Annotated in this window: 9 protein-coding genes; 3 read left to right on the top strand and 6 right to left on the bottom strand. The window is 60.9% G+C overall.

Annotation, left to right across the window (positions count from 1 at the left end):
* Positions 1–3865: Hint domain-containing protein (locus GZH79_RS11225; RefSeq protein WP_211643865.1), on the top strand; the 3865-nt coding region annotated here is incomplete at its 5' end.
* A gap of 78 nt (positions 3866–3943) precedes the next feature.
* On the opposite strand, the gene GZH79_RS11220 is transcribed toward GZH79_RS11225, so the two are convergent.
* The 3 genes from GZH79_RS11220 to hemB form a co-directional block, all read right to left on the bottom strand.
* Positions 3944–4528 carry a nucleotidyltransferase family protein gene (locus tag GZH79_RS11220; protein ID WP_211643864.1) on the bottom strand — a complete coding sequence of 195 codons (585 nt, stop codon included), beginning with the start codon at positions 4526–4528 and terminating at the stop codon, positions 3944–3946.
* A gap of 52 nt (positions 4529–4580) precedes the next feature.
* Positions 4581–5144 carry a YSC84-related protein gene (locus tag GZH79_RS11215; protein WP_211643863.1) on the bottom strand — a complete coding sequence of 188 codons (564 nt, stop codon included), beginning with the start codon at positions 5142–5144 and terminating at the stop codon, positions 4581–4583.
* Positions 5145–5228: 84 nt separating this feature from the next.
* Entirely contained in the window at positions 5229–6245 is a 1017-nt protein-coding gene (gene hemB / locus GZH79_RS11210; protein WP_211643862.1) for a porphobilinogen synthase, read from the bottom strand.
* Positions 6246–6369: 124 nt separating this feature from the next.
* On the opposite strand from hemB, the gene GZH79_RS11205 reads away from it, so the two are divergent.
* Entirely contained in the window at positions 6370–6894 is a 525-nt protein-coding gene (locus GZH79_RS11205) for a component of SufBCD complex (protein ID WP_211643861.1), read from the top strand.
* Positions 6895–6939: 45 nt separating this feature from the next.
* Complete coding sequence (gene mfd / locus GZH79_RS11200; RefSeq protein WP_211643860.1) at positions 6940–10392, top strand: transcription-repair coupling factor; 3453 nt, start codon at positions 6940–6942, stop codon at positions 10390–10392.
* Positions 10393–10451: 59 nt separating this feature from the next.
* Here mfd and GZH79_RS11195 read toward each other — a convergent pair whose 3' ends face one another.
* From GZH79_RS11195 to GZH79_RS11185, 3 genes are all read right to left on the bottom strand, one after another.
* Positions 10452–10847 (bottom strand): plastocyanin/azurin family copper-binding protein, encoded by a 396-nt coding sequence (locus tag GZH79_RS11195; RefSeq protein WP_211643859.1) that lies wholly within the window; start codon positions 10845–10847, stop codon positions 10452–10454.
* 61 nt (positions 10848–10908) lie between these two features.
* Positions 10909–11553 (bottom strand): DsbA family oxidoreductase, encoded by a 645-nt coding sequence (locus GZH79_RS11190; protein WP_211643858.1) that lies wholly within the window; start codon positions 11551–11553, stop codon positions 10909–10911.
* A partial coding sequence (locus tag GZH79_RS11185; RefSeq protein WP_211643857.1) for a class I adenylate-forming enzyme family protein occupies positions 11540–12918 on the bottom strand: 1379 nt, incomplete at its 5' end. The genes GZH79_RS11185 and GZH79_RS11190, both read right to left, overlap by 14 nt.

Genomic DNA, 12918 nt, shown 5'->3' with positions numbered 1-12918 from the left:
CGCTGTGCTGAACGTCGACAGCGTCAACGGCGATTCTGCAAATGTCGGCGCACCGATTGCCGCGGACAACGGCGGTCTGGTCACGATCGGAGAGGACGGCAGCCTGTCGTTCGATCCGAACGGCGCATTCGACGATCTGGCCGAGGGCGAGACCCGTACGACGACTGTGACCTATGCGGCACGTGACAACGATGGCGGTGTCTCTGATCCGGTGACGGTGACGATCACGGTGACGGGCAGCAATCTTGCGCCAATCGCGGTGGCCGACACGCTTGATGCGGTCGAGGACGGTGCACAGGTTCTGCCGGGCAACGTGCTGGACAACGACATCGATCCCGACAGCCCACAGCTGACGGTCGGCACGGTGAACGGCGATGCGGCGAATGTCGGGACCCCTGTCACGGGCGACAACGGCGGTCAGATCACCATCAATCCCGATGGCACCGTCAGCTTCGATCCCGAAGATGATTTCCAGGATCTGGCGGAGGGCGAGACACGCGAGACGACGGTCACCTATACGGCGGACGACGGCAACGGCGGCACCTCGGATCCGGTCACGGTCACCGTGACGGTCACGGGCACCAACGATGCACCGATTGCCACCAACAATACCTATCGCGTTGAATCAGACGAAACGGCCGGTGACATTGACGGCAATGTCATCACGGATGACACGGGTGAAGGTGTCGACAGCGATGTCGAAGGCGATCCGCTGACGGTGGTCGGGGTCGGTGGCACCGGGCCGAACACGAATGTCGGTGTCGCCGTCGCAGGCGACAACGGCGGTCTGTTCACCATCAACGCAGACGGCACCGTTGATTTCGACGCCAATGTTGATTTCGACGACGTCGGCTTGAACGATACGGCGACCACGTCGGTTACCTATACGGTGTCGGATGGGAACGGTGGGTTCGATACGGCAACCGCCAGCTTTACCGTGGGTGGATCGAACGACGGGACCATTCAGGGCACCGACGGCGATGACATCATCAACCCCGACATTCCGTATGTGGATGCCGATGGCGATATCGTGGACGGCAATGACGCCATCCTGCCGGGCGATACCGGCAACGACGACCTGATTTCCGGGTTGGGTGGCAACGACAGCATCGACGCCGGTGACGGCAACGATGAGGTGTTCGGCGGAACAGGTAACGACACCATCGATGGCGGTGTTGGCAACGACACACTTAGCGGCGACGCAGGCGACGATCACATCTTTGGCAACCATGGGGACGATACGATCCTTGGCGGTGCTGGCGACGATTCCATCCGCGGTGGCGATGGTGAAGACTCCATCTCGGGCGGGATCGGCAACGATATCATCAACGGTGGTGACGATAACGACACGATCAACGGTGACGATGGCAACGACGTGCTGAACGGCAATCAGGGCGACGATGTCATTTCAGGTGGTGAAGGCGACGACACCATTGTGGGCGGCACCGGCGACGATACGCTGGCCGGCGACGCAGGCGACGACAGCATCACCGGGGGCACCGGCAGTGACACGGTCTTTGGTGGCGATGGCAACGACACGATCAACGCGGGTAACCACTTCGATCCGGCCACGGATTACGATTATCCGGGAACCACGGTGCCGGGTCTGACTATTGGTGACAACGATCAGAACCCTGACGACGACATTGATGTGGTCGATGGCGGTGCCGGTGACGACATCATCTTTACCGGTGACGACGACGACACGGTGTTCGGCGGAAGCGGCAACGATTTCATTGATGCCGGAATCGACGATGATTACGTCGACGGTGGAACGAGCAACGACACCATCATCGGCAGTCAGGGCGAAGACACCCTGTTCGGCAACGATGGCGACGATCTGATCTACGGCGGTCTGGACACGGACGAATTTGATCTGGTCGATGCGGTTGATCCGGCACCGAATGACAACCGGGACACGATCTTTGGCGGCGCTGGCAACGACACGATCTATGGTCGTGATGATGCCGACAGCATTCAGGGCGGCGCTGGTGACGATCTGATCTATGGTGGCGTGGATGATGACATCATTGCTGGCAATCAAGGCAACGACACCATCTATGGCGATCAGGGTAACGACAGCCTGACTGGCAGTCTGGATGATGATGTCGTGTATGGCGGTACCGGGGATGATTTCATCCAAGGTGGTGGTGGAACTGACACACTGTTTGGTGACGAAGGCAATGACCGGATCCAGGGCGGCGGCGAAGACGACCAGATCTTTGGTGGTGACGGCGACGATTCCATCCAGGGCGGTGGCGGCGAAGACTTTATGGATGGCGGTGCCGGCAACGATCTGATCGGTGGCTTCGACGGTGCCGACTCTATTCTGGGCGGTGACGGCGACGACATCATTCGGTCCCAAGCCGGGTCCGACACCATCAGCGGTGGTGCCGGGAACGATCTGATCTACGGCGGCGCGGATGATGATGTCATTGCTGGCAATCAGGGCAACGACACCATCTATGGTGATCAGGGTAACGACAGCCTGACTGGCAGCCTTGATGATGATATCGTGTATGGCGGCACCGGGGATGATTTCATCCAAGGCGGTGGTGGAACTGACACGCTGTTTGGTGACGAAGGCAATGACCAGATCCAGGGTGGCGGCGAAGACGACCAGATATTTGGTGGTGACGGCGACGATTCCATCCAGGGCGGTGGCGGCGACGACTTTATGGATGGTGGTGCCGGCAACGATCTGATCGGTGGCTTCGACGGTGACGACTCGATCCTGGGTGGTGACGGCGACGACATCATTCGGTCCCAAAGCGGGTCCGATACCATCGACGGTGGTGCCGGGAACGATCAGATCTATTCCGACGGCGGCAGTGACAGCCTGCCAGACAAGGATTATGCGGGGGACGGTCTGCCGGCTGATCCCGATCCGTTGGACAACCGTGATACCGTCTTTGGCGGTGCTGGCGATGACCTGATCCGGACTGGTGACGACGCCGACACCATCTTTGGTGGGGACGGGGCTGACGACATTGACGGTGGTGTTGATGACGACGTCATCAGCAGCGGTGATGGTGCCGATCTGGTCAAGGGCGGCTTCGGCAACGACACCTTTACCGATGTGTCATCCGGCGACCACATCGTCGGCGGTGAAGACCCTGACGATGGCGACGTGGACCAGTTCAACTTTGACCAAGAAACGTTGGACAAGATCGACCGGATCGAAACCAACGGCGGTGCGGGTGATGCGGAAGAGCTGCGCGAATCCGGCACCATCTACTTCAAGGATGGCACCACAGCGACCTTTGAAGAGATCGAGGCACCCTGCTTTACGCCGGGCACCCTGATTGCCACGCCAAAGGGTGAACGTCTGGTCGAAGATCTGCGGGCCGGTGACAAGGTCATCACGCGCGACAACGGTATTCAGGAAATTGTCTGGGTCGGATCGAAAGAGATGACCGGCAAGGAACTGGCCGCCAAGCCGCACATGAAGCCGATCCTGGTGAAAGCCGGATCACTGGGCCAAGGTCTGCCGGAGCGCGACATGATGTTGTCTCCGAACCACCGGTTGCTGGTCGCAAGCGAGAAAACGCAGCTTTACTTTGAAGAGCGCGAAGTTCTGGCCGCAGCCAAGCACATGGTGGGTGCGCAGGGGATCCATACGCTGGATGTCATGCGGACGACCTATATCCACTTCATGTTCGAACAGCACGAAGTGGTGTTGTCGAACGGCGCATGGACCGAAAGCTTCCATCCGGGCGATTACTCGCTTAACGGATTGGGCAACAGCCAGCGGACAGAAATCTTTGAACTGTTCCCAGAGCTGCAGACCACCGAAGGTCTGGAAGGCTACCAGTCCGCCCGCAAGGCATTGAAAAAGCACGAAGCCAAGCTTTTGATGAAGTAAACGCATGCAGCTGGTTCCGGTGCCTTGGCGCCGGAACCCGGAACAGGGGCCTTTGTGGCCCCTGTTTGCGTTTCGCGGTTAGTGTGTGGCGCGCCATGCGTCCCAGGCTTCTGGCGTATCCAGATCCAGCCGGGCACGGCCGTCGGTAAAGCGCACCAGATGCGTGCGGTCGCGCAGCGGTTTGACGATGCTGTCGCCGCCGGTGTCACCAGACAGGTCGGCAAAGCGTTGGCGCAAGCTTGCATCGAACAGGATCGGGTGGCCGGGTTTGCCGTCCGGCGTCGCGCCGCGCCAGATCAGGGCGTCGGGGTCCGTATCGCGGGCAGCCATGACGGCTGCCAGATCGGCGGTGGTCAGGTCGGGCAGATCGGCCAGAACCAGCATGAACGCAGGGCAAACCGGCAAGGCCGCGACAGCCCCGCGCATGGTGCTGGACAGGCCTTCTGCGGCGTCGGCGATCATCAACGGCGTGACGGGCAGACCGTCCAGCACGGATGCACGCGCGGACGCGTCAGGATGCAGTGCGACAAAAACCGTCCCAACCGGGCAGGCGCGCGCAGCCACCCGTCTGAGCAGGGGTTGTCCGTCGATAAGCTGGGTCAGCTTATCAACACCCCGCATGCGAGACGACGTCCCCGCCGCCAAGATAACGATGGGAATCATGGACGTTTCAGCCCCCGATGGGTGACCGGGAAAAGTGTTGCCACGCAACGCGTTACGGAATGATCCGCGTGTATTTCGTGCCCTTCAGGGTGGCGCCCAAGCGTAAACCTGACTGCGCGAACAACACGGCAATGACCGGAGACAGAGATGTGATTGTTTCGGCGCGCAGCACCTCGCCGCGTTCGGGAACCGCGTATTCCAGATCGCCGCCAGCCGCCCAGCCTGAACCACGCCGGAAATCGGCGAGTGCTGTTTCTGTCATGAAATACAGGACGTGGCTGTATTGTTGCGCCCCAATCTGCAATCCCGCCGACGCGGTGGCTGCGGAATAATAATCAACCGTGGTGCCGTTGATCTGCAACGCACCGCGACCGTAAGACCCGCCCAGTCCCAAGCCTGCCTCTGTCACCAGCGGCATCACCAGACGGCCCGCAGCGCGCTGGCTCAGCTCTTGGGTGCCGGGATACGTGTCGTGCATGAATGAAACCGTGCTTGCGACCCGCGCGTCGATCATCGATGCTGCACCGCTTCCGATGCCGTTGCCACATGCTGCGAGTGCTGTTGCCGCCGCAGCTGCACCTGTCAGCAGGACACGGCGCCTGTTTAGATATGTCATTGCTTTTGCCCTTTTACTGCCGATGAGGCGTTCGCCGCCTTCTGGAGCATGATTATAAGGGCATAAGGCGAACCTGTCACACCCTTATCGCGTCTTTGTCCCATGTTCGCGCATCAAACGGGCGGCTGCGGGCGCAAAATACGTGAGTATCCCGTCGCAACCCGCTCTTTTAAATGCCAAAAGGCTTTCCATCATCACCTTGTCACCGTCCAGCCAGCCGTTCTGGGCGGCCGCCTGTAACATCGCGTATTCGCCCGACACCTGATAGGCAAAGACCGGAACGCTGAACATCTGCTTGGCGGCACGGCAGATATCCAGATAGGGCATGCCGGGTTTGACCATGATCATATCGGCGCCTTCGGACAGGTCGCGTTCGACAAGGCGCATCGCCTCGTCGGCGTTACCGGGGTCCATCTGATAGGTGTTCTTGTCGCCCGTCAGCGCGGCAGACGCACCCACCGCATCGCGGAACGGGCCGTAAAATGCGCTGGCGTATTTCGCGGTATAGCTCAGGATTGCCACGTTCTGGTGGCCGTGGGATTCCAGCGCGCCCCGGATCGCGGCGACGCGCCCGTCCATCATGTCGGACGGGCCCAGAATATCGGCCCCGGCTTCGGCTTGTGCGATGGCCATCTTGACCAGTGCCTCGACGGTCCGGTCGTTGACGATCTGCCCGTTTTCGACAAAACCGTCGTGCCCGTTGATGTTGTAGGGGTCCAGCGCGATGTCGGTCATGATCGCCATGTCCGGCACCGCATCCTTGATCGCGCGGATGGTTTGGTTGCTGATGTTGTCGGGCGACCATGCCAGCGCGCAGTCTTCGGTCCGGGCGTCCATCCCTGTATAGGGAAAGATGCAGATCGCGGGGATCCCCAGATCATACGCGTCTTTCGCGGCGGCGACGGCGCGGTCCACCGTTTTGCGTGTCACGCCGGGCATCGATGCGATGGCTTCTTCGTTGTCCTTGCCGTCCATCACGAAGATCGGCCAGATCAGATCGTCCGCGCTGAGCCTGTGCTGCCGCGACAGGCGGCGCAAGGCATCGGAACTGCGCAGCCGCCGCAGGCGGGTCGCGGGAAAGGGGGCAACGGTCGGTTTCATGAAAGGGCCTTTCTTGTCACACATGATGGGTGGCACGGATTTGCGTGGCTCACAAGTCTGGGCAATCCGATCCGCACACCGTAGGGTCCGGCGCAACTGCCGCCTGCCAAGTGAGCCCCATCAAGTGAATTGGAATTCAACGATTTTCCAGGTGATCGACTTTCGGTCGTTCAGCACAGTCTGGTACTGGATCGTTCTGGCGATCATGTGGTCATCGCTTAGCTATTACGTCATCGGCATTCCCTATGACCTGATCCAACGGGCCCGCCGCAAGGGGGAAGAGGCACAGGTTGACCTGACCGATGCAACGCGGATCAATGTGACGCGCCTGCTGAACCTTGCGGGCAACGCCGGACTGGCGCTGACAGCGGTCAGCTGCTTTTTGCTGTCATCGCTTGCGGTTTTGGGTTTCGTCTATTGGATTCAACTGGCGCAGGCGCTGTTCTTTTTGTCGTTCCCACTGACAATCGTTGGTGCGGTCAGCCTGTCGACGGCGAACAAGATCTATGCACTAGACCCGCCGTCCGATGTGTTGATCAAGATCCTGATGCGCCACAGGCTATGGGTGCAGATCATCGGCATGATCTCTATTTTCATAACCGCGATGTTCGGGATGGCGCAAAACCTGATGGTTGTGCGCGCGCTCTGACGCTGTGACCTTGACACCGCCGGGGCGCAAGGTAGGTCCGCTTGCATGGTCGATACATCCCACATCACGGTCAGCGGCGCACCCGAAGGGTATGACGCCCAACTGATCCTGTCAGAACTGGACCGGGCCGGGCGGCCCGTGCTGCATGTGGCCCGCGACGATAAGCGGCTGGCCGCGATGCAGGCGGCGTTGGCGTTCTTTGCGCCCGATTTGCCGGTGATCGTGTTTCCCGCGTGGGATTGCCTGCCCTATGACCGTGTGTCGCCCAATGCCGATATCTCTGCGCAGCGGATGGCCACGCTGGCGGGGTTGGTGCACGGAATGCCCAGCCGCTATGTTTTGCTGACCACGGTAAATGCGGCCACCCAGCGTGTGCCTGCCCGCGCCACCCTGCGCGAAGCCGCGTTCAAGGCACGGGTCGGAGCGCGGGTGGATGAAAACGCGCTGCGCCAGTTCCTGACGCGCATGGGCTTTACCCAAAGCCCTACGGTGATGGAAGCAGGCGATTACGCCGTACGCGGCGGGATCATCGACATCTATCCGCCGGGTCAGTCCGGCCCGATCCGGCTGGATCTGTTCGGTGATGTGCTGGACGGCGCGCGCCGGTTTGATCCCGCGACACAGCGCACCACCGAAAAGCTGACCGATATCGAACTGGCCCCCGTCTCAGAGGTCATTCTGGACGAGGCCGCGATCACGCGTTTTCGACAGAACTATCGCATTGAATTCGGCGCCGCCGGTTCCGACGATCCGCTGTACGAAGCGGTCAGCGCCGGGCGCAAGCATCAGGGCGTTGAACACTGGCTGGCGTTCTTTCAGGACGATCTGGAAACGCTGTTCGATTATCTGCCCGGTGTCACCGTCACACTGGATGATCAGACGACCCCGCAGCGCATCGCACGCTGGGACACGATTGCCGATCAATACGACACACGGATGCATGCGCTGCGCCAAAAAGGGCGGATGGACAGCGTCTATAAACCCGCACCGCCGGGTGGGTTGTATCTGGACGAAGCCGCATGGGACGCCGCCACCGCTGACCGCCGCGTCATGCAGTTCAACCCTAATCCACAAGCGACGGGCATGGGGGTCATCGATGCAGGCGGCAAGCCGGGGCGCAATTTCGCGCCCGAACGTCAGGCTGAAAACCTAAGCCTTTTCGGTGCGTTGGCCGCGCATGTGAAAGCAAAGGTGCAGGATGGTCCCGTCGTCATCGCCAGCTATTCCGAAGGTGCGCGCGAACGCCTGACCGGCCTGATCGAAGACGAGGGGATCGGAGAGGTCATTCGCGTCAGCGACTTTTCCCGCGTCGGTAAATCGGGTGTGCATCTGGCCGTCTGGGCGTTGGACGCGGGGTTTGAAAGCCCGCAGGTCACCGTCATTTCCGAACAGGACGTATTGGGCGACCGTCTGATCCGGCAAACCAAGCGCAAGCGCCGCGCCGACAATTTCCTGACCGAAGCAAACGCACTGTCGCCGGGCGATCTGGTGGTTCACGTCGATCACGGGGTCGGGCGGTTCACCGGGCTGGAAATCGTGACAGCCCTGGGCGCGGCACACGAATGCCTGACGCTGGAATATGCCGAAAACGCAAAGCTCTACCTGCCTGCTGAAAACATTGAACTGCTGTCGAAATATGGCCACGAAGAGGGCCTGCTTGATAAACTTGGCGGTGGGGCATGGCAGGCCAAAAAGGCGCGTCTGAAAGAACGCATCCGCCAGATTGCGGAACGTCTGATCCGTGTGGCCGCTGAACGCGCGCTGCGGACAGCGCCGGTGCTGGAACCGCCTGAAACGCTGTGGGATCAATTCCTTGCACGGTTTCCTTATGCGGAAACCGATGACCAGCTTTCGGCCATTGATGACGTGCTGACCGATCTGGAAGCGGGCACACCGATGGACCGGCTGATTTGCGGTGACGTGGGGTTCGGCAAGACAGAGGTGGCGATCCGCGCGGCGTTTGTCGCGGCGCTGTCGGGTGTGCAGGTGGCAATTATCGCGCCGACCACGTTGCTGGCACGCCAGCATTATCAAAGCTTTGCGGAACGGTTTCGCGGTTTTCCCGTCAACGTCCGGCCATTGTCGCGGTTCGTCAGTGCGGGCGATGCGGCCAAGACGCGGGCGGGGCTGGCCGACGGCACGGTCGATATCGTCATCGGCACCCACGCACTGCTGGCCAAAGCGGTCAAGTTCCGCGATCTGGGCCTGCTGGTGATCGACGAGGAACAGAAATTCGGTGTCCAGCACAAGGAACGTCTGAAATCGCTGCGGACAGACGTGCATGTGCTGACCCTGACCGCGACGCCGATCCCGCGCACGCTGCAACTGTCGCTGTCGGGTGTGCGCGATCTGTCGATCATCGGCACACCGCCCATCGACCGGCTTGCGATCCGCACCTATGTGTCCGAATTCGACACCGTCACCATCCGCGAAGCGCTTCTGCGCGAACATTATCGCGGCGGGCAGTCGTTTTTTGTCGTGCCGCGCATCAGCGATATGGCCGAAATGGAAGACTGGCTGAAACGCGAAGTGCCTGAAATCACGTATATTACCGCCACGGGTCAGATGGCGGCGGGCGAGCTCGACGACCGGATGAACGCATTTTACGATGGCAAATACGATGTGTTGATGGCGACGACGATCGTGGAATCGGGGCTGGATATTCCGACCGCCAATACGATGATCGTCTGGCGCGCCGATATGTTCGGGTTAAGCCAGCTCTATCAGATCCGGGGCCGGGTCGGGCGGTCGAAAACGCGCGCCTATGCTTATCTGACGACAAAGCCGCGCCTGCCACTGACCACGACCGCGCAAAAACGTCTGCGCGTTCTGGCCAGTCTGGATTCGCTGGGGGCAGGGTTCACGCTGGCATCGCAGGATCTGGATATTCGCGGCGCGGGCAATCTGCTGGGTGAAGAACAATCAGGCCAGATGCGTGAAGTCGGATACGAGCTGTATCAGCAGATGCTGGAAGACCAGATCAACGCGATCCGGTCCGGTCAGGCCGAAGGGTTGCAAGACAACGGCGAATGGTCGCCGCAGTTGAACCTGGGCCTGCCTGTGCTGATACCAGAGGATTACATCCCCGATCTGGACGTCCGGCTGGGCCTGTATCGTCGCCTGTCCGACCTGACGACCAAGGTTGAACTGGAAGGGTTTGCCGCCGAACTGATCGACCGCTTCGGCCCCTTGCCGAAAGAGGTGAACACGCTGCTGCTGGTCGTGCGGATCAAAGGCATGTGCAAAAAGGCTGGGATCGCGTCGATGGATGCAGGACCAAAGGGGGCCACGATCCGGTTTCACAACGACAAATTCGCCAATCCAGCAGGGCTGGTCGATTTTATTGGTGACTACAAAGGGCAGGCCAAGGTCAAGGAAAACAAGATCGTCGTCATGCAGGACTGGTCAAAGGAAAAGGCCAAGGTGCAGGGCGCGTTCAACATCGCCCGCGATCTGGCGGCCAAGCTGGCGTCGGTGCGCAAGGCCGCGCAGGACTGACAAGACAAAGGGCGGGGAACATATCCCCGCCCTTTTTGCATGCGCCACGGTTGGTAGGTTTACGGGTTCACGATGACCGTGCCGACCATGCGGGATTCAAGGTGCGGTTCCGAAATATAGGTGTAGGTGCCGGGCGTACCAAAGGTGTAGGTCCATGTTTCGCCGGGTGCGACCTCGCCAGAGTTAAACGCGGCGGCACCGCTTGGCAGGCGGATCAGCTGGCTTTCGGCGGCTGTATCCGCTTCGGTCGAGACGGTATGCACAAAGGTCGAGATGTTCTGGAACGCGACCGTATCGCCGGAATTGACCGTGATGGCATTGGGCGAAAATTGCAGGTTCGACGTCATCTGAACGGTATCATCGACGCCCATCGGGGCCGCACTATCGACGACGGGGCCGGTGGTGGCGCAGGCTGCGACAAAGGCGATCGGGGCAAGGGCAAACAGGGTTCGCATAGTGTGATCCTTTTACGTTGGTTTCGCTTTTCCAACGCGGGCCGCGCCATGAGTGTTCCCGTTAACCTTGGGTTGCAAGTGTCCGCTTGATGTCAGCAATCACCTGCACCCATGTGTCGACCGATTGGGACCCGGGGATGGCATGCTGGTTGGCCACGATGAACGTGGGCACGGCGCTGACACCCATTTCGCGGCTGTGCGCATCACGCTTGCGAATGTCGTCGGCATCGGCGTCGGATGCCAAAAGTTTGCCCACGACGCTGGCGTCCATGTCGGCGGTGTCCGCGATGTCGGTCAACACTTCGTGGTCGCTGATGTCGCGGCCATCGATAAAATAGGCACGGAACAGCAGGTCCACGACAAAGGTTTGCCGCTGCTCGATGCCCGCCCAGTGGATCAGGCGGTGCGCGTCAAGCGTGTTGGGCGTCCGCTGCATGGCGTCAAAGTTGATATTCAGCCCGGCCTGTTCGGCATGGGTGACGACGGGGGCATAGGCCTTGACCGCTGCGTCCTTGCCACCGAATTTCGTTTCCAGATAGGTGCGCCGGTCCATGCCATCTGCGGGCATGTCGGGGTTAAGCTGGAACGGATGCCATTCCAGCACAAAGGGATGATCGCCGGACTGTTCCAGTGCAGCGAACAGGTTCGCCTTGCCGATATAGCACCACGGGCAGATCGGATCGGACAGGATATCAAGCTTGACCATGTGTGGTCTCCCAGTCTTGGCGCAGCTTGCGCCGCAGCACCTTGTTGTTGGCCCCACGCGGCAGGGCATCGACCCGGACCCACAGGCGCGGCCGTTTATAGGCCGCCAGCCGGGTCTGCGCGAAACCGCTCAGGTCAGTTTCGTCTAACAGGTCTGACGCGACATAAAAGGCCGCAATCAGCGAAAGATCGGGGGACAATCGCACCTCTGCACAGGCGATGTCGGTGATTGCTGGGTGATGGGACAGGGCGGATTCGATTTCGACCGGGCTGACGCGGTGGCCACCTGCGTTCATCTGGTCGTCGGCGCGCCCGGTATAGGTGATCGCGCCGTCATCGCCCTGCGTGCCGTGATCACCGGTCAGGAACCATTCGCCCCGATACCGGGCGGCGGTTTCATCGGGCTGGTTGTGATAGCCCAGCATCAACCCCGGATCGCTGCGGTGAATCGCGATCTGACCGTCGTCCATTATTGTCACGCGCCGCCCCGGTTGCGGATAACCCAGCGTTCCGGACGGGGCTGGACGGTTGGGGCTACCGGACAGAAAGGTGGAACATTCCGACATCCCGAATGCTTCGTGGATCGGCTTGCCGGTGGCCGTTTCCCATGCGGTGCGCAGGGTTTCGGGCAGCTTTTCGCCCGCCGACAGCCCGTGGCGCAGCGCCGGCAGATCGGGCAGCGGCGCACGCAGAATGCGGCGATACACGCCCGGTGCGGCGGCGAAAATCGTGGCACGTTCCAATTGCAGCAAGTCCGGCAGGGCGGATGCGTCGGTGTCGGGGGCGGGAATGATGGCCGTCGCGCCATTTGCCCAAGGGTCCATCAACCCGGTGCCCAGCGTATAGGTCCAGTTGAACGCACCTGCATGCAGCAACCGGTCATCGGGCATAAGGCCGCACCAGCCATCCCACATCATGCGGCGCGCCCAGATGGCGCGGTGTGCATGAACGACGGCGCGCGATGTGCCGGACGTGCCAGAGGTATAAACAATATAGGCCGGACGGTGCGGGTCGCCCATCGCGTAATCGGCTGGGCTGCGGGTTACAAAACTGCGCAGGGTTGCGATGCTGATGGTCGGAACATCTGCACCCGTCACCGCCGGGTCGTGGACACACAGCGCAGGCGAAAGGTCGTGGACGATGCCCGCGACCTCTGTGGCAGTCAGTTGGGCAGAGGTCGGCACGGGGATCAGACCAGCCGTGATGCAGGCCAGATATGTGATCGGGAAATCGGGGGTGTTGGCCAGCCGCATCAGCACGATGTCACCGGGGCGGGCATGTTCCAGCAGACCCGTCGCCGTGCCGCGCACCGCTTTTTCAAGATCTGAAAATGTCAGGGTCGTGGTCCCCGGAACGATCAGGGCGG

It is taken from the genome of Loktanella sp. SALINAS62, assembly GCF_018263905.1.
In the GTDB taxonomy this organism is placed as follows: domain Bacteria; phylum Pseudomonadota; class Alphaproteobacteria; order Rhodobacterales; family Rhodobacteraceae; genus Loktanella.
The sequence above is the reverse complement of the archived record's forward strand: the minus strand, read 5'-3'. Positions and strand labels throughout refer to the sequence as shown.

Bases quoted from the DNA above. Each gene is read 5' to 3' on its own strand.
- GZH79_RS11220 (WP_211643864.1), bottom strand. From the start codon at position 4,528: ATGATTCCCATCGTTATCTTGGCGGCGGGGACGTCGTCTCGCATGCGG.
- GZH79_RS11215 (WP_211643863.1), bottom strand. From the start codon at position 5,144: ATGACATATCTAAACAGGCGCCGTGTCCTGCTGACAGGTGCAGCTGCG.
- hemB (WP_211643862.1), bottom strand. From the start codon at position 6,245: ATGAAACCGACCGTTGCCCCCTTTCCCGCGACCCGCCTGCGGCGGCTG.
- mfd (WP_211643860.1), top strand. From the start codon at position 6,940: ATGGTCGATACATCCCACATCACGGTCAGCGGCGCACCCGAAGGGTAT.
- GZH79_RS11195 (WP_211643859.1), bottom strand. From the start codon at position 10,847: ATGCGAACCCTGTTTGCCCTTGCCCCGATCGCCTTTGTCGCAGCCTGC.
- GZH79_RS11190 (WP_211643858.1), bottom strand. From the start codon at position 11,553: ATGGTCAAGCTTGATATCCTGTCCGATCCGATCTGCCCGTGGTGCTAT.